This window comes from Dickeya sp. ws52 (assembly GCF_007210685.1).
GTDB classification, from domain to species: domain Bacteria; phylum Pseudomonadota; class Gammaproteobacteria; order Enterobacterales; family Enterobacteriaceae; genus Dickeya; species Dickeya chrysanthemi.
In genome coordinates this window covers 319,354-341,359 of sequence record NZ_SZVX01000002.1, presented here as the reverse complement: position 1 = coordinate 341,359, position 22,006 = coordinate 319,354, and the positions used below count along the sequence as shown (strand labels likewise).

Sequence of the window (22,006 nt, the reverse complement as noted above, 5' to 3'; positions counted from 1 at the left end):
AACGCGTCATGACCACAGGCGGACAAACCCAGATAGGGAACATTGATCTGGTCAAACAACTCAACAGTGCGGTCGTGTACCGCCTGATTGACCAGCAAGGCCCTATCTCCCGGATTCAGATTTCAGAACAGAGCCAGTTAGCTCCCGCCAGCGTCACCAAAATTACCCGCCAGTTGTTGGAACGCGGTTTGATCAAAGAAGTGGACCAGCAGGCATCAACCGGCGGGCGTCGCGCTATCTCCATCATTTCAGAAACACGGCCATTTCATACCGTAGCGGTGCGGCTTGGCCGCCACGACGCGACCCTCGCCTTATACGACCTGCAGGGAAAACGGCTGGAAGAAGAGCACTGTAACCTGCCGGAAAACACGCAGGACTCACTGGAAAACGCATTGTTCAGCGTTATTGAGCAATTCATCGCCCGCCATCAGCGCCGAATCCGTGAATTAATCGCCATTTCAGTGGTATTGCCGGGACTGGTCGACCCCACGGCCGGCGTGGTGCGTTATATGCCGCACATCAGCGTGGATAACTGGCCGCTGGTGGAGAATCTCGAACGACGCTTCAACATCCATAGTTTCGTCGGTCATGATATCCGCAGCCTGGCGCTGGCCGAACATTACTTCGGCGCCACCCGGGATTGCCAGGACTCACTGCTGGTGCGAGTCCATCGCGGCGTGGGCGCCGGCATCCTGGTCAACGGCAAAATTTTCCTCGGCAGCAACAGCAATGTCGGGGAGATAGGTCATATCCAGATTGACCCGCTGGGCGACCGCTGCCACTGCGGCAATTTTGGTTGTCTGGAGACGGTAGTATCTAACGGCGCACTGGAGCAGCGGGCACGTCATCTGCTGCAACAGGGATTTCCCAGCAAGCTCACGCCGGATGCCTGCCAGATAGACGCTATCTGCAAAGCCGCGGGAAAAGGCGATCTCCTCGCAAGAGAACTGATCGAAGCGGCTGGGCTGCAACTGGGTAAAGCAATCTCCATTGCCGTCAACCTGTTCAACCCGCAACGAGTGGTGATTGCCGGTGAAATTACCGCGGCAGACAAACTCCTGTTGCCCGCAATTCAGCGCTGCATCAACACGCAGGTGCTCAAAGATTTCCGGCAAAATCTGCCGGTTGTGGTTTCCGGGTTACAGCATTTATCCGCCATCGGGGCTTTCGCCCTGGTAAAACGAGCGATGCTCAACGGCGTATTGCTGCAACGTCTGCTTGAAAATCAGTAGTTTTCCACTTTCTGCTATAAGGCCGGATTATGAAATCGCTAAAAATCCGGCATATTCTCGTCATCATTGTGAATAAAACACAATAAAACACACTGTGAATTACATATTCACCAGCACAATGGCTTTTTTCATTAAAGGATATTGAATTGACATCCCCTTTTGATGCTAAATCAGTGTTACCGATACGGCGGCGAGTCACCCTCAGTGGTAAAAACACGGCAAGGAAAACCGCTGATTACCGCCATACACTTTGACTGTTTTCACGCTGCAATGCGTGAATAATGCGTGAATAAAGGGAGCCTTCTGTATGTGTTCTATTTTTGGTGTGCTTGATCTGAAAACCGACCCGGTTGAACTGCGCAAGAAAGCGCTGGAGTTATCCCGTCTGATGCGCCACCGCGGCCCGGACTGGTCCGGCGTTTATGCCAGCGACAAAGCCATTCTAGCACACGAGCGTTTGTCCATCGTCGACGTCAACACCGGTGCTCAGCCTCTCTATAACCAGGCACATACCCACGTTCTGGCCGTGAACGGTGAAATTTATAACCATCAGGCTCTGCGTCAACAGTACGGCGACCGCTATCAATTCCAGACCGGCTCGGATTGTGAAGTCATTCTGGCGCTGTATCAGGAAAAAGGCCCGGAATTCCTGGACGATCTGCGCGGTATGTTCGCCTTCGCATTGTATGACAGCGAAAAAGACGCTTATTTGATCGGCCGTGATCACCTGGGCATCATCCCGCTGTATATGGGTTACGACGAACACGGTAACTTCTATGTTGCCTCTGAAATGAAAGCGCTGGTGCCGGTATGCCGCACCATCAAAGAATTCCCGGCCGGTAGTTATCTGTGGAGTAAAGACGGCGAAATTCGCGAGTACTATCGCCGCGACTGGTTCGATTACGACAACGTGAAAGATAACGTCACCGATGCCGAAGAACTGCGTGAAGCATTGGAAGAGTCGGTGAAAAGCCACCTGATGTCCGATGTACCTTATGGCGTATTGCTGTCCGGCGGGCTGGACTCCTCCGTCATTTCCGCCATCACCAAAAAATTCGCCGCCCGCCGAGTGGAAGATGACGAGCGCAGCGAAGCCTGGTGGCCACAGCTTCACTCGTTCGCCGTTGGCCTGGAAGGCGCGCCTGACCTGAAAGCCGCACGCGATGTTGCAGACCACCTCGGCACCGTGCACCACGAAATCCATTTCACGGTACAAGAAGGTCTGGACGCTATTCGCGACGTGATTTATCACATCGAAACTTACGATGTCACCACCATCCGCGCCTCAACGCCAATGTACCTGATGTCGCGTAAAATCAAGGCGATGGGTATCAAAATGGTGCTGTCGGGCGAAGGTTCCGATGAAGTATTCGGCGGCTATCTCTACTTCCACAAAGCGCCGAACGCGAAAGAACTCCATGAAGAGACCGTGCGTAAATTGCTGGCGCTGCACCAGTACGATTGCGCCCGCGCCAACAAAGCGATGTCGGCCTGGGGCGTTGAAGCGCGCGTACCGTTCCTGGACAAAAAATTCCTGGATGTGGCAATGCGCATCAACCCGAAAGACAAAATGTGCGGCAACGGCAAAATGGAAAAACACATTCTGCGTGAATGCTTCGAATCCTATTTGCCGCACAGCGTGGCCTGGCGCCAGAAAGAGCAGTTCTCCGACGGTGTGGGTTACAGTTGGATCGATACGTTGAAAGAAGTAGCCGCCAAACAGATTTCCGATCAGCAACTGGAAACGGCGCACTTCCGCTTTCCGTACAACACGCCGACCACCAAAGAAGGCTATCTGTACCGCGAAATTTTTGAAGAACTGTTCCCGGTTCCCAGTGCGGCTGAATGCGTCCCTGGCGGCCCGTCCGTCGCGTGTTCGTCCGCTAAAGCGATTGAGTGGGATGAATCCTTCAAAAAGATGGATGACCCATCAGGTCGCGCCGTCGGCGTACATCAGTCCGCCTATCAATAAGCCACTTTATTTTACTGTTTCAAACGGGCCAATCGCGGCCCGTTTTTCTTATGGAATACAGTTAAAAGCCTGCTTTCTGACGTTTTTCTCACCATACTGTTCATAACCCAAACAAACAGCACGAATACGTCGTTTTTAGGGAAAAAATGTGTTGACGCCAAAAAGCCAACTTAGCATAATGCGCCCCGCAACGCCGATGAAGGTGACGCGGAAAAGATGGCTACGTAGCTCAGCTGGTTAGAGCACAGCACTCATAATGCTGGGGTCACAGGTTCGATTCCCGTCGTAGCCACCATTTTTTCCCTGCGGGAGTGGCGAAATTGGTAGACGCACCAGATTTAGGTTCTGGCGCCGCAAGGTGTGCGAGTTCAAGTCTCGCCTCCCGCACCATTATCTTCATCAGTGTGAAGACCGGAAGCGTCACGTCGGTTTGAAAGGTTTTATTGGGGTATCGCCAAGCGGTAAGGCAGCGGGTTTTGATCCCGCCACTCCCAGGTTCGAATCCTGGTACCCCAGCCATATATTGTGAGACACATCATTCGATGTGCACCCTGTTGGGGTATCGCCAAGCGGTAAGGCAGCGGATTCTGATTCCGCCATCCCGAGGTTCGAATCCTCGTACCCCAGCCATTTTCAGTCGTAAAACTTACAGTTTTCGGCAGACAGTAATTTGGCTACGTAGCTCAGCTGGTTAGAGCACAGCACTCATAATGCTGGGGTCACAGGTTCGATTCCCGTCGTAGCCACCACTTTAAATTGGGGTATCGCCAAGCGGTAAGGCAGCGGATTCTGATTCCGCCATCCCGAGGTTCGAATCCTCGTACCCCAGCCATATAGAAAAGCCCGTTTTGCGGGCTTTTCTTTTTTCACTACTCGCCAATTCATCAGTTGTTTATCTAATCACCTTTCCGAATCAATAACCGGTGCTAACTTGGTGCCAACACCGGATTGGTAATCAATGTGCCACAGAATTGGAAAACAGGTTAATGACAGCAACCCCGGCGATGATTAACGCCATTCCCAGCACGGCCGGCCAGTCCAACCGCTGACCGTAAAAAATCCAGCTTATCGCTGCGATCAACACAATTCCCGCACCCGACCAGATAGCGTAAATCACGCCGGTCGGCAGCACCCGCATGGAAAGGGTCAGGCAGTAAAATGCGATGATATAAAAAACCACCGTCACCACGCTCGGCAATGGCCGGGTAAAGCTCTCCGATAATTTCAGCGCCGTAGTCGCCACCACTTCCGACACAATCGCCAGACAAAGAAATAAATAAGTCATCAGTTTCACTGCTCAGAAATAAGGAATTCACCACATGCCGCCAGGATAATGCGTGATGTCGATTGTCTCCTGGCAGATGCAGAGATAGCGGTATCAGTGTAACAACATCGCATGAAAGCGGCATGACGGCGAACAAACGATGAAAAAACAGCATAACAGCTATAGGCTGCCACGCTGTTTATAACCCCAACGCATAACGCAATGCTTGCTGTTTTAGTTTTCCGGCGCGTTGTGCCGCCATCAATGCCAGATTTCGCACCAGCTCAAGCGGCGGTAAACGGTTACTGAAAGCGCCGTAGAACAGATCCATACCACTTTGCATCAGCAGGTTATCTGGTTTGCGCTGCTGCTGATAACGCTGCAGCACGGCATCGCTATACCAGACATTGCCCTCATCACGCGCCCGAATTATCACGTCAAGCAGCGCGGATACATCACGATACCCTAGATTCACGCCCTGCCCCGCCAGTGGATTAATGGTATGCGCGGCATCGCCAATCAACGCCAGCCCCGGCAACACATATTGCTGCGCATGACGGCGCACCAACGGAAATGCCCCCGCTGCGACGGCATTGACTGCCCCCAGCCGTTCAGGGAAGGTTTCAGCGATAGCTTTATTCAGTTGAGGCAGCGACATCGCCTGTAACTGGCGGATGCGCGACGGGCTGTCATACCACACCAACGAGCACCAGCCTTCAAACAACGGCAAAAACGCTCGCGGCCCGGACGGCGTAAAGCGCTGCCAGGTCGCATCCTGTTGCGGGCCGGGCATTTCGGCGCTAATCAACATGCAAGACTGGCGATATTGCCAACCAGTGACGCCAATTCCCGCCCACTGACGAATTCTCGAATTAGCGCCATCCGCACCAATCACCAACGACGTCGACAGGTTATCGCCCTGCTCGCTGGTCAGCAGCCATTGGTCGTTCTCGCGCTGCAACCTTTGTAATTGCCACGGGCACAACAGCGTTACGTCTGGCGTCTTCTCCAGTATCTGCCACAGCGCCAACTGCAACACCCGGTTTTCCACCATGAATCCCAGTTCAGATAACCCGAGATCTGCGGCGTCAAAGACCACATGCGCCTTGTCCCATTCCCAGGTTTCGAGACGTCGATAAGGCGCACTACGCATCTGCTCAACCCCTTGCCACGCGCCCAGCCGTTCCAGCAATCTGACCGATGCCTGACCGATCGCCGACACGCGCACATCCGGCGCACTGCCTGCAACAAACGGCGGCGGCGTTTCCTGCTCTAGCACCGCTACCCGAAAACCGTTTTGCGCCAAGCCTAATGCGGCGGCGGCACCGACCATGCCTCCGCCCACAATCACTGCATCATAGTGCATACCTGTCCCACCGTTTCCACGGCGCAAAGTTCAACAAACATCTGCGCCAGAAAGACAAAAGATGCCGATAGTTTACTGGATTTCACCATGCGTTTTCAGAAAAGCGATGCACATCATCACTCAATGCCGCCTCACGCTTGATCTGGTCACAACGGCGGCAAAAGATTACAATACGCGCCCGCATGTACGCGCCCCACGAAGGACAGCGTGTTTACCCGCACTGAGTAATGGCTAGTCGATGACGATGACAAAGAAACTGCATATCAAAACCTGGGGCTGTCAGATGAATGAGTATGATTCATCGAAGATAGCCGATCTCCTGGAAAGTACGCACGGTTACCAGCTGACCGACGTCGCTGAAGAAGCCGACCTTCTGCTGCTGAATACCTGTTCGATCCGTGAAAAGGCGCAGGAAAAAGTGTTTCATCAGCTCGGCCGCTGGAAAACGCTCAAAGACGTCAATCCGAATCTGATTATCGGTGTGGGCGGTTGTGTGGCGTCGCAGGAAGGCGAACATATTCGTGATCGCGCCCATTATGTCGACGTGATCTTCGGGCCGCAAACGCTGCATCGTTTACCGGAAATGATTAATCATGTACAGGGCACCCGTAGCCCTATCGTGGACATCAGCTTCCCGGAAGTAGAGAAATTCGATCGCTTGCCGGAACCGCGCGCCGAAGGTCCGACGGCCTTTGTTTCCATCATGGAAGGTTGCAACAAATACTGTACATTCTGCGTCGTGCCTTATACCCGCGGCGAAGAAGTCAGCCGCCCGGCGGACGACGTCTTGTTTGAAATCGCCCAACTGGCGGCGCAGGGCGTACGCGAAGTCAACCTGCTGGGCCAGAACGTGAACGCTTACCGCGGCGCCACGCATGATGGCGATATTTGCAGCTTTGCCGAATTACTGCGTCTGGTGGCGGCGATCGACGGTATTGACCGTATTCGTTTTATTACCAGCCATCCGATTGAATTCACCGACGACATCATCAGCGTATACGAAGATACGCCGGAGCTGGTGAGCTTCCTGCATCTGCCGGTTCAAAGCGGTTCAGACCGCATTCTGACGATGATGAAACGCCGCCATACCGCACTGGAATACAAAGCGATCATCCGCAAACTGCGCAAGGCACGCCCGTCTATCCAGATCAGCTCCGATTTTATCATCGGCTTCCCGGGCGAAACCCAGGAAGATTTCGAACAAACCATGCAATTAATCGCCGATGTCGATTTCGACATCAGCTTTAGCTTTATCTACTCCCCTCGCCCCGGTACTCCGGCCGCCGACATGGTGGACGATGTGACCGAAGAGGAGAAAAAGCAACGCCTGTACATTCTGCAAGAGCGCATTAATCAACAAGCCATGCAGTACAGCCGCCGGATGATGGGCACCGTGCAGCGTATTCTGGTTGAAGGCACCTCGCGCAAGAACGTGATGGAGCTGTCCGGCCGCACCGAAAATAACCGCGTGGTGAACTTCGAAGGCACTCCCGACATGATCGGCAAGTTTGTCGACGTAGAAATCGTCGATGTTTACCCGAACTCATTGCGTGGCGTGGTGGTGCTTACCGAAGACCAGATGGATTTACGCGTCAGCGAATCACCGACATCGGTCATCGCCCGGACCCGTAAAGAAGACGAGCTCGGCGTCGGTATCTATCAGCCGTAATACGCTGATGATGATTCTCAAGCGGGCCGTTAAACGGCCCGCTTTTCTTTTCCGCCCTCTATTATGTGCGACACGAATCCACCGCCCCGGTTGCTTTTATGCCGAATCTGACTTGCGCCCTGCCGGCTTCACGATAAATAATCAGGGTAATCTCTGCGCCACATCCGGGCAGAAGCCCTTGTCTGTGGCACAGCGTCAGTGATTACTCATTCTGCTTAAACCCAAGAGGAATAGTTTGAACGTAACGATAAAAGAAATTGCCCTCGAACCCGCGGACAACAAACGCCTGCTCAGTCTGTGCGGCCCGTTTGACGACAACATCAAACAGTTGGAACGCCGTCTCGGCATAGAGATCAATCATCGCGACAATCATTTCAAGCTGGTAGGGAAAGACCTCTGCATCGACGCCGCCGCCGATATTCTGCGCCATCTTTATGTCGATACCGCACCGGTTCGCGGCGAGATTCCAGACATTGATCCGGAGCAGATTCATCTGGCCATCAAGGAATCCCGGGTGTTGGAACAAACCGCCGACAGCGTGCCGGAATACGGCAAAGCGGTGAACATCCGTACCAAACGCGGCGTCATTAAGCCCCGTACGCCCAATCAGGCGCAGTACATCGCCCATATCCTTGATCACGACATCACTTTTGGTATCGGGCCGGCCGGTACCGGGAAAACCTATCTGGCGGTAGCCGCTGCCGTGGATGCACTGGAACGGCAGGATATTCGCCGCATTCTGCTGACCCGCCCGGCCGTAGAGGCCGGTGAAAAGTTAGGCTTTCTGCCGGGCGACTTGAGTCAAAAAGTGGATCCGTATCTGCGCCCGCTCTACGACGCACTGTTTGAAATGTTGGGCTTCGAGCGGGTGGAGAAACTTATCGAGCGCAATGTGATTGAAGTCGCCCCCTTGGCTTATATGCGCGGCCGCACGCTGAACGACGCCTTCATCATTCTGGATGAAAGCCAGAACACCACTATCGAACAGATGAAGATGTTCCTGACCCGTATCGGCTTTAACTCGAAAGCGGTCATCACCGGCGACGTCACCCAGATAGACCTGCCGCGCAATCAAAAATCCGGGTTGCGTCATGCTATTGAAGTGCTGTCTGGCGTTGAGGAGATCAGTTTCAACTTTTTCCACAGTGAAGACGTTGTGCGCCACCCGGTGGTCGCTCGTATTGTTAATGCCTATGAGGCCTGGGAAAACGCCGATCAAAAACGCCGGGACGAACTGGCGGAACAGCGTAAACGTGACGCGCAAGCCGCCCCGCAGGAGCAAAAATGAGCCAGGTCATCCTTGATTTGCAAATCGCCAGTGAACAGAGCCTTGGGCTGCCGTCTGAAGCCGACTTCCAGCGCTGGCTGGAAGCGGTGCTGCCGCAATTTCAGGAGGTGGCGGAAGTCACCATCAGAGTGGTGGATGAAGAGGAAAGCCACCACCTGAACCTGACTTACCGGGGTAAAGACAAACCGACCAATGTGCTGTCGTTTCCGTTCGAAGCGCCGCCGGAAGTGGAACTGCCGTTACTCGGCGATCTCATCATCTGCCGGCAGGTCGTCGAGCAGGAAGCGGTCGAACAGGGGAAAAGTACCGAGGAACATTGGGCGCACATGGTTGTCCATGGCAGTCTGCATCTGTTAGGTTATGATCATATCGAAGACAGTGAAGCCGAAGAAATGGAAGCACTGGAAACGGAAATCATGCAGAGTATGGGTTATGCCGACCCGTATCTGGCAGAAAAAGAAGATATTACGGATAAGCCTTAAATTCGATATTTTAAGGACTAAACGCCAGCGGCGATGTTTAACCTGATTCACCGCTGGTCATCATTTCTTAACAAGAGTGATATTAACTGACGCCATGAGCGACGACCATTCTCCCAACAGCGATACCCCCAGTCCCAAAAAGGGATTCTTTTCTCTTTTTCTTAATCAGATTTTTCACGGTGAATCCAAAGATCATGACGATCTGCTGGCGTTGATCCGCGATTCGGAACAAATTGATCCGGAAATTCGCGACATGCTGGAAGGCGTGATGGACATCGCCGAACAGCGCGTGCGCGACATCATGATCCCGCGTTCGCAAATGATTACTCTCAAGCATAACCAGACGCTGGAAGAGTGTCTGGATGTGATCATCGAATCGGCTCATTCCCGCTTTCCCGTCATCAGTGAAGATAAAGACCACATTGAAGGTATCCTGATGGCCAAGGATCTGCTGCCGTTCATGCGCAGCAACTCCGAACCATTCAGCATGGATAAAGTGCTGCGGCCCGCCGTGGTGGTGCCGGAAAGCAAGCGGGTGGATCGTATGCTTAATGAATTCCGCTCTCTGCGCTACCACATGGCCATCGTCATTGATGAATTCGGCGGCGTCTCCGGGCTGGTGACGATTGAAGATATTCTGGAGCTGATCGTCGGCGAAATCGAGGACGAGTACGATGACGAAGAAGATCGCGATATTCGTCAACTCAACCGCCAGACCTACACGGTACGCGCACTCACGCCTATCGAGGACTTCAACAAGATTTTCGCCACCCGGTTCAGTGACGAAGAAGTGGATACTATCGGCGGTCTGGTGATGCAATCATTCGGTCACCTGCCGGCACGCGGGGAAACCATCGACATAGACGGTTACCTGTTCAAAGTTGCCATGGCAGACAGCCGCCGTATTATTCAGGTTCATGTCAGAATCCCTGACGACGTTCCGCAACCGCAACTGGAAGACTAATTCATTCATGGCAGTCGCCTCATTATTGCAACGCCAGCAGGTTCGCCTCCTGCTGGCGCTTTTATTCGGTGCCTGCGGCACACTGGCGTTTTCTCCTTACGATTTCTGGCCTGCCGCTATTATTTCCCTGATGGGCCTGCTGAGCATGACGCTAAATCGTCCGGCGCGTCAGGCCGCCGCCATTGGTTTTAGCTGGGGGTTCGGCCTGTTTGGCACCGGCATTCACTGGGTTTACTACAGCATCGCCGACTTTGGCGGTATGCCCGGTCCGGTCAATATCGGCCTGGTGGTGTTGCTGGCGCTCTACCTGTCGCTCTATCCCATGCTGTTTGCCGGATTGCTTGCGCGTCTGTGGCCGCAAGCTACCGTCTGGCGGCTAGTGCTGGCGCCGCCGGTGCTGTGGCAGTTGACCGAATTACTACGCGGTTGGGTGTTGACCGGGTTTCCCTGGTTGCAATTCGGCTATAGCCAGCTTGAGGGGCCGCTGAAAGGTATCGCGCCGATCGCAGGGGTCGATACCCTGACCTTCTTGCTGATGATAATCAGCGGCTTGCTGGTGCTGGCTCTGACGCAACGCCGTTGGCAACCGGCGTTGGTTGCCGCTCTGGTGTTAATGCTGCCATGGCCGTTACGTTTGATCGAATGGTATAAGCTACAACCAGAGCGAGCGGTTAACGTTGCCATGGTGCAAGGTAATATCCCACAGGCGCTAAAATGGGACCCGAACGAGCTGCTCAACACCTTAAAAATCTATTTCGACAACACTCAATCGGTGATGGAAAAAGCACCGCTGGTGATTTGGCCTGAATCGGCCATTCCGGATGTCGAAATCCGCCAGCAGGACTACCTGACGCAACTGGACGCCATCCTGCGCGAACATCACAGCAGCCTGATTACCGGCATCGTCGATGCCCGCCGGGAAAACAATCGCACTGATTTTTATAACAGCATTATTGTTCTGGGCGATCAGCAGCCGTATCGCTACCCCACCGCCAACCGTTACAACAAGCATCACCTGGTGCCGTTTGGCGAATTTGTGCCGCTGGAAACCCTGTTGCGTCCGCTGGCGCCGTTTTTTGATCTGCCGATGTCCGCTTTCAGCCGCGGCGGCTATCGCCAGCCGCAGCTGATCGTCAACGGTTACCGCCTCACCGCCACTATCTGCTACGAAGTGATCCTGGGGCAGCAAGTACGCGACAATTTCCGTGCGGATACCGACATGCTGCTGACTATTTCCAACGATGCCTGGTTCGGCAATTCGATCGGTCCCTGGCAACATTTCCAGATGGCGCGGATGCGTGCGCTGGAGCTGGGCCGACCGCTACTGCGCGCCACCAACAACGGCGTAACCGCCGCTATTGCGCCTGACGGCAGTATTAGCGCCAGTCTTCCACAGTTCACTCGTACCGTATTGGAAACCCGCGTCACGCCGACGACCGGTCTTACGCCTTATGCCCGCTTCGGCTCCTGGCCGCTATGGTTGCTGGAAACCGTGCTCGGCTTCGCAGCGCTGGCGTCTCGTTTCCGTTCGCGCTGATAACTCTCTTCACCTTCTTATCGCCAGAAACAAGACATGTTCAGACATGTCTTGTTTCATTTTTGGCACACTCCTTGCTACTACTGATACGAAACGTCTTGCTTTGCACGTTTGCAGCCATCGCCACTCTGATACGGCACAACATCAGGGCATGGCTTGCACCAAATTAGTGCCATAAGTTTTTTATTGCAGCAGTTTGGTGCGGGGCACCTCGCAAAAAACAAACATTCTCGTTTCAATATGTTTACAATCCGCTATTTTTAAACATGACAGCGTTTTATTCGCTCTTTAGCGGTGCACAACGTGACATGGCCTGAATCCAAAGGTCACATCACCCATGAATAGGCATCGATCACAACAGCAAAGGAGTTAGAACATGCAATTGCGCAAACTGGCACTGTCATTACTGTTGATTTCGGCAACCGGCAGTCTGGCCCATGCAGAAGAACTCACTGGCACCCTTAAAAAAGTGAAAGACAATGGTGTTATCGTTATCGGTCATCGTGAATCGTCAGTGCCATTCTCCTACTACGACAACCAGCAGAAAGTAGTAGGTTACTCTCAGGCATACTCCGACAAGATTGTTGAGGCTGTCAGAAAAAAACTTGATGCGCCGAACCTGCAGGTAAAATTAATTCCCATTACCTCACAAAACCGTATCCCGTTGCTGCAAAACGGCACCTATGACCTGGAGTGCGGCTCAACCACCAACAATCTGGAACGCCAGCAGCAGGTCGCTTTCTCCGATACTATTTTTATCATCGGCACTCGTCTGCTGACCAAAAAAGACTCTGGCCTTAAAGATTTCAGCGAACTGGCAGGCAAAGCCGTCGTCGTGACCTCCGGTACGACGTCTGAAGTGTTGCTGAACAAGATGAATGAAGAGAAAAAACTCAACCTGCGCATCATCAGCGCCAAAGACCACGGTGATTCGTTCCGTACGTTGGAAAGCGGCCGCGCAGTCGCCTTCATGATGGATGACGCCTTGCTGGCCGGCGAACGCGCCAAAGCCAAAACGCCGGATGAGTGGGTTATCACCGGCACCCCGCAATCCCGCGAGGCCTATGGCTGTATGTTGCGTAAAGACGATCCGCAATTCAAACAACTGGTTGATGCGACCATAAGCCAGCTTCAAACCTCCGGCGAAGCCGAAAAATGGTTCGATACCTGGTTCAAACAACCGATTCCGCCGAAAAACCTGAATATGAACTTTGAGCTGTCTGACGACATGAAAGCCTTATTCAAAGCTCCGAACGATAAGGCGCTTTAACCGAATTAATAATGACAATAAAGGGCAGTAATTCTGCCTTCCGATTGCTGATTCGTGGCAAGACAGACAGGTGCAGGGTGGCCGTTCCCCATCCTGCAAATCCATGAGCCACTCATCAATCTTCGGGGTAGCGTTCGCTACCCCTTTTTTACCGGAGTTCGTTATGTCAATAGATTGGAACTGGGGTATATTCCTGCAACCGGCCCCGTTCGGAAATACGACCTATCTGGGGTGGATTATTTCCGGCCTGCAGGTCACCGTGTCACTTTCCTTGTGTGCCTGGATCATCGCTTTCCTGCTGGGCTCACTGCTGGGTATTCTACGTACCGTTCCCCATCGCCTGTTGTCTGGTATCGGCACCTGCTATGTGGAAATGTTCCGTAATGTACCGTTAATTGTTCAGTTCTTTAGCTGGTATTTGGTGATACCGGAACTTCTGCCGGCCAAACTAGGTATGTGGTTTAAAGCGGAACTGGACCCGAATATTCAATTTTTCCTGTCGTCCATGTTTTGTCTGGGTATGTTCACCGCCGCACGCGTCTGCGAACAGGTTCGGGCTGGTATTCAGTCGCTGCCGCGCGGCCAGAAAGCGGCGGGTCTGGCGATTGGTCTGACGCTTCCTCAAACTTACCGTTATGTTCTGCTGCCCAACGCCTATCGAGTCATTGTGCCGCCGTTGACCTCTGAAATGCTCAATCTGGTGAAAAACTCCGCGATCGCCTCCACCATCGGCCTGATGGACATGGCGGCGCAAGCCGGCAAACTGCTGGATTACTCTGCCCATGCCTACGAGTCTTTCAGCGCGATAACGCTGGCTTATGTGGGTATCAACGCCATCATCATGCTGTTGATGCAGATAGTAGAGCGAAAAACTCGCCTGCCGGGCAACCTGGGGAGCAAATAAATGTATAACTTTGACTGGAGTTCGATTCCGCCCAGCCTGCCTTATCTGATTAAAGGCATGGGAGTGACGCTGGAGATCACCCTGACGGCCGTGGTGGTGGGTATTGTCTGGGGAACCGTACTGGCCGTCATGCGCCTGTCGCCCATCAAGCCCATCAGTTGGTTTGCCAAACTGTACGTCAACCTGTTCCGCTCCGTGCCGCTGGTCATGGTGCTGCTGTGGTTCTACCTGATCGTCCCAAGCTTATTACAAAATGTGCTTGGCCTTTCTCCGAAAAGCGATATTCGGTTGGTATCCGCTATGGTAGCCTTTTCGCTGTTTGAAGCGGCCTATTATTCCGAGATTATTCGCGCAGGCATTCAGAGTATTTCCCGTGGGCAAGCCTCTGCCGCACTGGCGCTGGGTATGACCCACTGGCAATCCATGCAACTGGTGATTCTGCCTCAAGCATTCCGCGCTATGGTCCCCCTGCTGCTGACTCAGGGGATTGTACTGTTTCAGGATACCTCGCTGGTGTACGTGCTCAGTCTGGCGGACTTTTTCCGTACCGCATCCACCATTGGCGAACGCGACGGTACTCAGGTAGAAATGATCCTGTTCGCCGGATTTGTGTATTTTGTTATCAGCCTCTCGGCATCGATGCTGGTCAATTATTTGAAGAGAAGGACGGTTTGATGATTTTCCTGAAAAATGTTTCTAAATGGTATGGTCAATTTCAGGTGCTGACCGACTGCTCCACTGAAGTGAAAAAAGGTGAAGTCGTTGTGGTATGCGGACCTTCCGGCTCCGGAAAATCGACCTTAATCAAAACCGTTAACGGCCTGGAACCTATCCAGCAAGGCCAGATCGAAGTTAACGGCATCCTTGTTAATGATAAGCGTACCAATTTGGCGCAACTGCGTTCCAAAGTGGGTATGGTGTTCCAGCATTTTGAACTCTTCCCTCACCTGTCGATTGTCGACAACCTGACGCTGGCGCAGGTCAAGGTGCTCAAGCGCGACAAAGAAGCCGCACGTGAAAAGGGATTGAAACTGCTAAAGCGCGTTGGTTTGTCCGCTCATGCCAACAAATTCCCTGGCCAGTTATCCGGCGGCCAGCAACAGCGTGTGGCGATCGCCCGCGCGTTGTGCATGGACCCGGTGGCAATGCTGTTTGACGAGCCGACCTCGGCGCTCGACCCGGAAATGATCAACGAAGTCTTGGACGTGATGGTGGAGCTGGCGCAGGAAGGCATGACCATGATGGTGGTGACCCACGAGATGGGATTCGCCCGCAAAGTGGCGCATCGCGTCATCTTCATGGATGAAGGCAAAATCATTGAAGACACCCGCAAAGAGGATTTCTTCGGTAATCCACGTTCCGATCGCGCCAAAGATTTTCTGGCAAAAATTCTGCATTAATCGACACGATCCTACCTTATCGCAAGGGTGCCCCGGCACCCTTGTTTTGTCTACCCGTCAGATCAGGGCGAGAACGGCTGCCGATGGAACTGGTCATGGCTGCATTTCGGACATAACGGCAGCACTTCCGGCGTATAGAAGGCAATGTGATGGTGGCACTGTTCGCACACCAGATTGCCGAGTCCGACCACCTCACCGCTGTGATACACGCCATGGTGGCTAACGTCCTTAAAGACTTCGCGCCACTCCAGTTGCGTTTTATCGGTAATATCCGCCAGGTTCTGCCATAGGCTTTCGCGGATCACACGCATGAATACGCTATCGGAAAAAGCATCCTGCCCCTCATAGCTGAGGGAGAATGCCTGCAGATCGCGCTGAAGCGCCAGTATTACCTGTTCAATCTCCTTTTGTGTCAGCTCATTGGTTTCCTGCAACTGACGTCGGGCATCCGACATCAACTTATCTATGTCTCGCTCACCACGGCTTAACCACTCAGTGACGGCGGACATCAGTTCCCGATAATACTGGACCACTTTGCTCATCGTGACTCCTTAGCGTGAAAGTGCTTATCGACGGGCCTGCATAGCCTAGTGTAGATGATTTTCGCAGCACAACCGGGAGGCGCTTCCCAATACCTCACCTTACATCACCGTCCTGCTCTGTTCTTCGCTACCGATACCGCATAAATCAGCCGCCGAGCGCCTCAAGCGGTTGTTGAGCCAGTCGCTTATCAGCTATGCTATGCGGATCTTTTGAAATGAAACAGAACATGCTACCGAAGTAGCAATTTTCACTAAGGACCACTGGCAGCCATGCAAGAGCAATACCGCCCAGAAGATATCGAAGCGCACGTCCAGCTTCACTGGCAAGAAAAACAGACTTTCAAAGTGACCGAAGAACCCGGCAAGGAAAAATACTACTGCCTTTCCATGCTGCCTTATCCTTCTGGCCGTCTACACATGGGTCATGTCCGCAACTACACCATCGGTGACGTGATCTCCCGCTACCAACGCATGTTGGGCAAGAACGTGCTGCAGCCGATCGGCTGGGACGCCTTCGGCCTGCCGGCGGAAGGCGCGGCGGTGAAAAACAATACCGCACCGGCGCCCTGGACTTACGCCAATATCGAATACATGAAAAACCAGCTGAAATTGCTGGGTTTCGGCTACGATTGGGATCGCGAAGTCGCGACTTGCAAACCGGATTACTATCGCTGGGAACAGTGGTTTTTCACCAAGCTGTACGAAAAAGGTCTGGTTTACAAAAAAACCTCGGCGGTTAACTGGTGCCCGAACGATCAGACCGTGCTGGCTAACGAACAGGTGATCGACGGTTGCTGCTGGCGCTGCGACACCAAAGTAGAACGCAAGGAAATTCCGCAGTGGTTCATAAAAATCACCGCCTATGCCGATGAACTGCTCAATGATCTTGATACGCTGGAAAGCTGGCCGGAACAAGTCAAAACCATGCAGCGTAACTGGATCGGCCGTTCCGAAGGGGTGGAAATCACCTTCCGTATCGCCGACGCCGACGATACGCTGACCGTTTACACGACCCGCCCGGATACCTTCATGGGCGTGACTTACGTCGCGGTGGCAGCCGGTCACCCGCTGGCGCAGAAAGCGGCGGAAAACAACCCAGCGTTGCAAGACTTTATCGTCGAATGCCGCAACACCAAAGTGGCGGAAGCCGACATGGCGACCATGGAGAAAAAAGGCGTCGCCACCGGCCTGTTCGCCATCCACCCGCTGACCGGCGAAAACGTGCCGGTATGGGCGGCCAACTTTGTGCTGATGGAATACGGCACCGGTGCGGTGATGGCTGTCCCGGGCCACGACCAGCGCGACTGGGAGTTTGCCCACAAATATAACCTGCCGGTAAAACCGGTTATTCTGTTGGCAGACGGTAGCGAACCGGATCTGTCCGCTCAGGCGCAAACGGAAAAAGGCTGCCTGTTTAACTCCGGCGAATTCGACGGGTTGAATTTCGATGCCGCGTTCAACGCCATTGCCGACAAACTGGTGTCACAAGGCGTCGGTCAACGCAAAGTAAACTACCGCCTGCGCGACTGGGGTGTCTCCCGCCAGCGTTACTGGGGTGCACCAATCCCGATGGCAACGTTGGAAGACGGCACCGTTGTTCCGATGCCGGAAGATCAGTTGCCGGTGGTCTTGCCGGAAGACGTAGTGATGGATGGCATCACCAGCCCGATCAAAGCCGATCCCGAGTGGGCTAAAACCACAATCAACGGCCAGCCGGCGCTGCGTGAGACCGATACCTTCGATACCTTTATGGAGTCGTCCTGGTACTACGCGCGTTATACCTGTCCGCAGTACGATCAGAGGATGCTCGATCCAGCGGCCGCCAACTACTGGCTGCCGGTCGATCAGTATATCGGCGGCATCGAACATGCCATTCTGCACCTGATGTACTTCCGCTTCTTTCACAAACTGATGCGTGACGCCGGTTTGGTGAACTCTAACGAACCGGCCAAACGCCTGTTGTGTCAGGGAATGGTGCTGGCCGATGCCTTCTATCATCTCGGCAATAACGGCGAGCGTATCTGGGTATCGCCAAGCGACGTAACGCTGGAACGCGATGATAAAGGTCGTATTACCAAAGCGTTTGACAACGAAGGTCGCGAGCTGGTGTATGCCGGCATGAGCAAGATGTCGAAATCGAAAAACAACGGTATCGACCCACAAGTGATGGTAGAACGCTATGGTGCCGATACCGTCCGTCTGTTCATGATGTTTGCATCTCCGGCGGAAATGACGCTGGAATGGCAGGAATCCGGCGTGGAAGGTGCTAACCGCTTCCTGAAACGTGTGTGGAAACAGGTTTATGACCACACCGGAAAAGGCGCTACCCAGCCACTGGACACCGCAGCCCTGACGGAAGACCAGAAAGCGCTGCGTCGCGATCTACATAAAACCATCGCCAAAGTCACTGACGATATCGGTCGTCGCCAGACCTTCAATACCGCTATCGCGGCTATCATGGAGTTGATGAATAAACTGGCGAAAGCACCGCAAGACGCTGAGCAGGATCGTGCGTTGACGCAAGAAACGTTGCTGGCCGTGGTACGGATGCTCTACCCATTCACTCCACATGCCTGCTTTGTGTTGTGGAATGAGCTCAAAGGCGAAGGCGATATCGATCAGGCGCCGTGGCCGGTAGCTGATGAGCAGGCGATGGTGGAAGACTCGCGTCTGGTGGTGGTGCAAGTCAACGGTAAAGTCCGCGGCAAGATTACCGTAGCGGCTGATGCCACCGAGCAGCAGGTTCGTGAACGTGCGGCGCAGGAACCGCTGGTAGCAAAATATCTGGATGGCGTGACCGTCCGCAAGGTGATTTTCGTTCCGGGCAAACTGCTTAACCTGGTTGTGGGTTAAGGCAAGGAGGTACTGTGCGACACCCGTTTTTAACGCTGGTGCTGGGGCTGGTGGTCTTAATGACCGCCGGCTGCGGCTTTCATCTGCGCGGCACCACCCAAATACCGGCGCAATTGCATAATCTGATTCTGGATAGCGGCGATCCCTATGGTCCTATGACCAGAGCTATCCGCGAGCAGTTGCGGCTCAACAACGTTAACATTGTGGAGAACAGCACCCGCAAGGATTTGCCATCGCTGCGCTTTATGGGAGACCACCTCACCCGCAATACCGTCTCTATTTTCCAGGACGGTAAAGCGGCGGAATATCAGCTGGTATTGGAAGTGAAAACCCAGGTTCTGATCCCAGGGGATGACATTTATCCACTGAACGTGACGATTTTCCGTTCGTTCTTTGATAACCCGCTTACAGCGTTGGCTAAAGAGGCCGAACAGGACATTATCCTGCAGGAAATGCGTCAACAGGCAGCCCAGCAGTTGGTACGTAAGCTGTTAACCATCAAAGCCAGCCAGAACACGAAGAGTGATCAGAAAGCGACCGCTGCCACTGTGACACCGGCAACCCCATGATTCGGCTCTATCCTGAACAACTGACCGCGCAGCTCCACGAGGGGCTGCGCGGCTGTTATCTGTTGTTTGGCAATGAACCGTTATTGCTGCAGGAAAGTCAGGATCACATCCGCACTATCGCCCGTCAGCAGGATTTTCTGGAGCATTTTAGTTTCACGCTGGATAACAACACCGACTGGGAAGCGATTTTTTCTACTTGCCAGGCACTCAGTCTGTTCGCCTCTCGCCAGACGTTGTTGCTGATTCTGCCGGACGCCGGCCCCGGCGCTCCCGCCGCTGAGCAGTTGATTAAACTCGCCACGTTACTGCACTCTGACATTTTATTGATAGTCAGAGGTAACAAACTGACCAAAGCGCAGGAAAACAGCGCTTGGTTCAAGGCGCTGTCGCAACATGGCGTGTACGTTCCCTGTATGACGCCAGAACAGGAACAACTTCCTCGTTGGGTGGCACAGCGCGCTAAAAGCATGAAGCTGGAACTGGATGAAGCGTCCAGCCAGTTAGTTTGCTATTGCTATGAAGGCAATATGCTGGCATTAGTGCAGGCGCTGGAGCGACTATCCTTACTATATCCGGACGGCAAACTGACGCTGCCGCGAGTCGAACAGGCCGTCAACGATGCCGCTCACTTTACGCCGTACCATTGGCTTGATGCGTTGCTCGGCGGCAAAAGTAAGCGAGCCTGGCACATCCTGCAGCAATTACGTCTGGAAGACTGCGAACCCGTCATTCTGCTGCGCACCGTACAGCGTGAATTGCTGTTGTTGCTACAGTTAAAACGGCGCATGGCAACCACGCCGCTGCGTACGCTGCTGGATCAGCATAAGATTTGGCAAAATCGTCGGCCATTACTGACGCAAGCATTACAGCGCCTGTCTGCGGTGCAATTACAACAGGCGATTACTCTGCTGAGCCGACTGGAAATCACCCTGAAACAGAATTATGGGCAGCCTGTCTGGGCCGAACTGGAAACGTTGTCGATGATTCTGTGCGGCAAAGCATTGCCCGATGGCCTGCTCGAGGTATAGCGACTTGTCGACATCCCCACTTACTTCCCCTCTTATCGCCTATTTTGGCGGTACGTTCGACCCAATTCATTACGGGCATCTCCGTCCTGCCGCCGCCCTGGCGCAGGAAATCGGCCTTCAGCATGTCATATTGTTGCCCAATAACGTACCGCCGCATCGTGAGCAACCGGAAGCCAGCGCTGACCAGCGCAAGGCCATGGCTGAATTGGCGGTACAGGATAACCCGCTGTTTCAGGTGGACGGTCGCGAATTGCAACGTGCCACACCGTCTTACACCATTGACACGCTGGAAGCGTTACGCGCAGAAAAAGGCGCCGACACACCACTGGCCTTTATTATCGGCCAAGACTCGCTGCTGACATTGCATCGCTGGCATCGCTGGCAGGAAATACTGGATTATTGTCATCTGCTGGTCTGCGCTCGTCCCGGCTATCGCCGGCAATTAGATGCTGCCGAGCTGGAGAGTTGGCTGGCTGCGCATCACACCCATGAGGCGGCGCGATTGCACAGCCAAAGTCACGGGTTGATTTATCTCGCTCATACGCCGCTGCTATCTATTTCAGCCACCGAAATTCGCCATCGTCGGCAGCAGGGGATCGACTGCCATGACCTGCTCCCCGACAGCGTGCTGAAGTATATTGACACACACGGGCTCTATCGATAGCCACGCGTCGATACCACTCATTATAAGGCCGTGATATACTCCGCCGCTGGTTTCAGCCGCGGGAAAATATCCTGCCGCCGTCCCTTATTATCTATTATCGCGGCGGCCCGGCTACTATCACCGACGCCATTGTGCCAGCTCAGCTGGCTGACTAACCACGCATCAAAGGGGGAACCTTTGCAAGGCCAAGCACTCCAAGATTTCGTTATTGATAAACTCGACGATTTGAAAGGTCAGGATATCGTGACGCTCGATGTAAAAGGGAAATCCAGTATCACTGACTGCATGATTATTTGTACCGGCACCTCCAGCCGCCATGTTATTTCCATCGCTGATCACGTTGTGCAGGAATCCCGTGCCGCCGGCATGTTGCCATTGGGCGTTGAAGGTGAAAACGACGCCGACTGGGTCGTGGTTGACCTTGGTGATGTTATCGTCCATGTGATGCAGCAAGAGAGCCGTCATCTGTACGAACTGGAAAAGCTCTGGGGCTGATATGAGGCTGCAACTGGTCGCCGTCGGCACCAAAATGCCCGACTGGGTGCAGACAGGTTTTACCGATTACCTTCGCCGATTTCCCAAAGATATGCCGTTTGAACTGGTAGAAATTCCGGCTGGCAAACGCGGTAAGAATGCGGATATCAAACGGATTCTGGAACGGGAAGGTGAACTGATGCTGGCTGCCGTAGGTAAAGGCAACCGCATCGTGACGCTGGATATCCCCGGTTCACGCTGGGAAACGCCGCAACTGGCGCAACAACTGGAACGCTGGAAACAAGACGGGCGCGATGTCAGCCTGCTGATCGGCGGTCCTGAAGGATTAGCGCCGCAATGCAAAGCAGCGGCGGAACAAAGCTGGTCGTTGTCACCGCTGACGTTGCCGCATCCGCTAGTGCGGGTACTGGTCGCAGAAAGTCTGTACCGGGCATGGAGCATTACCACCAATCATCCTTACCATCGGGAGTAAGGCGAACGATGAACCCTGTGAAGTAGCAATCGCCG

20 protein-coding genes and 6 tRNA genes are annotated in these 22,006 nt (G+C 53.7%); 23 read left to right on the top strand and 3 right to left on the bottom strand.

The genetic code is table 11. The features are described from left to right. The first annotated feature begins 8 nt into the window (after positions 1 to 8). From FDP13_RS03425 to FDP13_RS03390, 8 genes are all read left to right on the top strand, one after another. Complete coding sequence (locus FDP13_RS03425; protein WP_012770619.1) at positions 9 to 1,232, top strand: ROK family protein; 1,224 nt, start codon at positions 9 to 11, stop codon at positions 1,230 to 1,232. Between the two features lie 307 nt (positions 1,233 to 1,539). Further along, positions 1,540 to 3,204, top strand: coding sequence for an asparagine synthase B (asnB, locus tag FDP13_RS03420; RefSeq protein ID WP_012770620.1), 1,665 nt, complete (start codon positions 1,540 to 1,542; stop codon positions 3,202 to 3,204). Positions 3,205 to 3,422: 218 nt separating this feature from the next. Beyond that, positions 3,423 to 3,499 (top strand) — tRNA-Met (locus tag FDP13_RS03415). 10 nt (positions 3,500 to 3,509) lie between these two features. Beyond that, positions 3,510 to 3,594: transfer RNA gene (locus FDP13_RS03410), tRNA-Leu, on the top strand. Positions 3,595 to 3,648: 54 nt separating this feature from the next. Continuing rightward, a tRNA-Gln gene (locus FDP13_RS03405) sits at positions 3,649 to 3,723 on the top strand. A gap of 36 nt (positions 3,724 to 3,759) precedes the next feature. Then, a tRNA-Gln gene (locus FDP13_RS03400) sits at positions 3,760 to 3,834 on the top strand. A 42-nt stretch (positions 3,835 to 3,876) separates the two neighbouring features. Next, positions 3,877 to 3,953, top strand: a tRNA-Met gene (locus FDP13_RS03395). Between the two features lie 8 nt (positions 3,954 to 3,961). After that, positions 3,962 to 4,036 (top strand) — tRNA-Gln (locus FDP13_RS03390). Between the two features lie 123 nt (positions 4,037 to 4,159). Here the strand turns inward: FDP13_RS03390 and FDP13_RS03385 are convergent. Together FDP13_RS03385 and ubiF are read right to left on the bottom strand one after the other, a co-directional pair. Continuing rightward, a complete protein-coding gene (locus tag FDP13_RS03385) occupies positions 4,160 to 4,489 on the bottom strand; it encodes a multidrug efflux SMR transporter (protein ID WP_027712744.1) in 330 nt (109 codons plus the stop codon). Positions 4,490 to 4,667: 178 nt separating this feature from the next. Continuing rightward, positions 4,668 to 5,834 carry a 3-demethoxyubiquinol 3-hydroxylase gene (ubiF, locus tag FDP13_RS03380; RefSeq protein ID WP_143838596.1) on the bottom strand — a complete coding sequence of 389 codons (1,167 nt, stop codon included), beginning with the start codon at positions 5,832 to 5,834 and terminating at the stop codon, positions 4,668 to 4,670. 244 nt (positions 5,835 to 6,078) lie between these two features. Here ubiF and miaB point away from each other — a divergent pair, with 244 nt between their 5' ends. From miaB to FDP13_RS03335, 9 genes are all read left to right on the top strand, one after another. After that, a complete protein-coding gene (miaB, locus tag FDP13_RS03375) occupies positions 6,079 to 7,503 on the top strand; it encodes a tRNA (N6-isopentenyl adenosine(37)-C2)-methylthiotransferase MiaB (RefSeq protein ID WP_027712746.1) in 1,425 nt (474 codons plus the stop codon). Between the two features lie 235 nt (positions 7,504 to 7,738). Then, a complete protein-coding gene (locus FDP13_RS03370) occupies positions 7,739 to 8,791 on the top strand; it encodes a PhoH family protein (protein WP_033575938.1) in 1,053 nt (350 codons plus the stop codon). Continuing rightward, the gene (gene ybeY / locus FDP13_RS03365) at positions 8,788 to 9,273 is read left to right on the top strand and encodes an rRNA maturation RNase YbeY (protein WP_012770625.1); all 486 of its coding nucleotides are present in this window, start codon (positions 8,788 to 8,790) and stop codon (positions 9,271 to 9,273) included. Before FDP13_RS03370 ends, ybeY begins: the two co-directional genes overlap by 4 nt. A 94-nt stretch (positions 9,274 to 9,367) precedes the next feature. Further along, a complete protein-coding gene (corC, locus tag FDP13_RS03360) occupies positions 9,368 to 10,237 on the top strand; it encodes a CNNM family magnesium/cobalt transport protein CorC (protein ID WP_012770626.1) in 870 nt (289 codons plus the stop codon). 7 nt (positions 10,238 to 10,244) lie between these two features. Continuing rightward, complete coding sequence (gene lnt, locus FDP13_RS03355; RefSeq protein ID WP_143838594.1) at positions 10,245 to 11,774, top strand: apolipoprotein N-acyltransferase; 1,530 nt, start codon at positions 10,245 to 10,247, stop codon at positions 11,772 to 11,774. A gap of 376 nt (positions 11,775 to 12,150) precedes the next feature. Further along, complete coding sequence (locus FDP13_RS03350) at positions 12,151 to 13,044, top strand: glutamate/aspartate ABC transporter substrate-binding protein (RefSeq protein WP_027712750.1); 894 nt, start codon at positions 12,151 to 12,153, stop codon at positions 13,042 to 13,044. Positions 13,045 to 13,207: 163 nt separating this feature from the next. Further along, a complete protein-coding gene (locus FDP13_RS03345; protein ID WP_012770629.1) occupies positions 13,208 to 13,948 on the top strand; it encodes an amino acid ABC transporter permease in 741 nt (246 codons plus the stop codon). Next, positions 13,949 to 14,623 (top strand): glutamate/aspartate ABC transporter permease GltK, encoded by a 675-nt coding sequence (gene gltK / locus FDP13_RS03340; protein ID WP_012770630.1) that lies wholly within the window; start codon positions 13,949 to 13,951, stop codon positions 14,621 to 14,623. Further along, positions 14,623 to 15,348, top strand: a complete 726-nt coding sequence (locus tag FDP13_RS03335) for an amino acid ABC transporter ATP-binding protein (protein ID WP_012770631.1) — start codon at positions 14,623 to 14,625, stop codon at positions 15,346 to 15,348. Before gltK ends, FDP13_RS03335 begins: the two co-directional genes overlap by 1 nt. A gap of 62 nt (positions 15,349 to 15,410) precedes the next feature. Here the strand turns inward: FDP13_RS03335 and FDP13_RS03330 are convergent, their stop codons facing one another. Next, positions 15,411 to 15,890 (bottom strand): zinc ribbon-containing protein, encoded by a 480-nt coding sequence (locus tag FDP13_RS03330; RefSeq protein ID WP_012770632.1) that lies wholly within the window; start codon positions 15,888 to 15,890, stop codon positions 15,411 to 15,413. A gap of 270 nt (positions 15,891 to 16,160) precedes the next feature. Between FDP13_RS03330 and leuS the strand changes: the two genes are divergently transcribed. The 6 genes from leuS (at position 16,161) to rlmH (ending at position 21,971) form a co-directional block, all read left to right on the top strand. Then, positions 16,161 to 18,743 (top strand): leucine--tRNA ligase, encoded by a 2,583-nt coding sequence (gene leuS / locus FDP13_RS03325; protein ID WP_143838592.1) that lies wholly within the window; start codon positions 16,161 to 16,163, stop codon positions 18,741 to 18,743. Positions 18,744 to 18,757: 14 nt separating this feature from the next. Further along, complete coding sequence (gene lptE, locus FDP13_RS03320) at positions 18,758 to 19,312, top strand: LPS assembly lipoprotein LptE (protein WP_143838590.1); 555 nt, start codon at positions 18,758 to 18,760, stop codon at positions 19,310 to 19,312. After that, positions 19,309 to 20,340: a DNA polymerase III subunit delta gene (gene holA, locus FDP13_RS03315; RefSeq protein ID WP_143838588.1), complete on the top strand. Its 1,032-nt coding sequence runs from the start codon at positions 19,309 to 19,311 to the stop codon at positions 20,338 to 20,340. The genes lptE and holA overlap by 4 nt, the downstream gene beginning before the upstream one ends. Continuing rightward, positions 20,321 to 21,004, top strand: a complete 684-nt coding sequence (gene nadD / locus FDP13_RS03310; RefSeq protein ID WP_143838586.1) for a nicotinate-nucleotide adenylyltransferase — start codon at positions 20,321 to 20,323, stop codon at positions 21,002 to 21,004. Before holA ends, nadD begins: the two co-directional genes overlap by 20 nt. Positions 21,005 to 21,181: 177 nt before the next feature. Further along, positions 21,182 to 21,499 (top strand): ribosome silencing factor, encoded by a 318-nt coding sequence (gene rsfS / locus FDP13_RS03305; RefSeq protein ID WP_012770637.1) that lies wholly within the window; start codon positions 21,182 to 21,184, stop codon positions 21,497 to 21,499. A gap of 1 nt (position 21,500) precedes the next feature. Then, positions 21,501 to 21,971, top strand: a complete 471-nt coding sequence (rlmH, locus tag FDP13_RS03300) for a 23S rRNA (pseudouridine(1915)-N(3))-methyltransferase RlmH (RefSeq protein WP_012770638.1) — start codon at positions 21,501 to 21,503, stop codon at positions 21,969 to 21,971. The last annotated feature ends 35 nt before the right edge of the window (positions 21,972 to 22,006 follow it).

Bases quoted from the DNA above. Each gene is read 5' to 3' on its own strand.
- FDP13_RS03425 (WP_012770619.1), top strand. From the start codon at position 9: ATGACCACAGGCGGACAAACCCAGATAGGGAACATTGATCTGGTCAAA.
- asnB (WP_012770620.1), top strand. From the start codon at position 1,540: ATGTGTTCTATTTTTGGTGTGCTTGATCTGAAAACCGACCCGGTTGAA.
- FDP13_RS03385 (WP_027712744.1), bottom strand. From the start codon at position 4,489: ATGACTTATTTATTTCTTTGTCTGGCGATTGTGTCGGAAGTGGTGGCG.
- ubiF (WP_143838596.1), bottom strand. From the start codon at position 5,834: ATGCACTATGATGCAGTGATTGTGGGCGGAGGCATGGTCGGTGCCGCC.
- miaB (WP_027712746.1), top strand. From the start codon at position 6,079: ATGACAAAGAAACTGCATATCAAAACCTGGGGCTGTCAGATGAATGAG.
- ybeY (WP_012770625.1), top strand. From the start codon at position 8,788: ATGAGCCAGGTCATCCTTGATTTGCAAATCGCCAGTGAACAGAGCCTT.
- corC (WP_012770626.1), top strand. From the start codon at position 9,368: ATGAGCGACGACCATTCTCCCAACAGCGATACCCCCAGTCCCAAAAAG.
- lnt (WP_143838594.1), top strand. From the start codon at position 10,245: ATGGCAGTCGCCTCATTATTGCAACGCCAGCAGGTTCGCCTCCTGCTG.
- FDP13_RS03350 (WP_027712750.1), top strand. From the start codon at position 12,151: ATGCAATTGCGCAAACTGGCACTGTCATTACTGTTGATTTCGGCAACC.
- FDP13_RS03345 (WP_012770629.1), top strand. From the start codon at position 13,208: ATGTCAATAGATTGGAACTGGGGTATATTCCTGCAACCGGCCCCGTTC.
- gltK (WP_012770630.1), top strand. From the start codon at position 13,949: ATGTATAACTTTGACTGGAGTTCGATTCCGCCCAGCCTGCCTTATCTG.
- FDP13_RS03335 (WP_012770631.1), top strand. From the start codon at position 14,623: ATGATTTTCCTGAAAAATGTTTCTAAATGGTATGGTCAATTTCAGGTG.
- FDP13_RS03330 (WP_012770632.1), bottom strand. From the start codon at position 15,890: ATGAGCAAAGTGGTCCAGTATTATCGGGAACTGATGTCCGCCGTCACT.
- leuS (WP_143838592.1), top strand. From the start codon at position 16,161: ATGCAAGAGCAATACCGCCCAGAAGATATCGAAGCGCACGTCCAGCTT.
- holA (WP_143838588.1), top strand. From the start codon at position 19,309: ATGATTCGGCTCTATCCTGAACAACTGACCGCGCAGCTCCACGAGGGG.
- nadD (WP_143838586.1), top strand. From the start codon at position 20,321: ATGGCCTGCTCGAGGTATAGCGACTTGTCGACATCCCCACTTACTTCC.
- rlmH (WP_012770638.1), top strand. From the start codon at position 21,501: ATGAGGCTGCAACTGGTCGCCGTCGGCACCAAAATGCCCGACTGGGTG.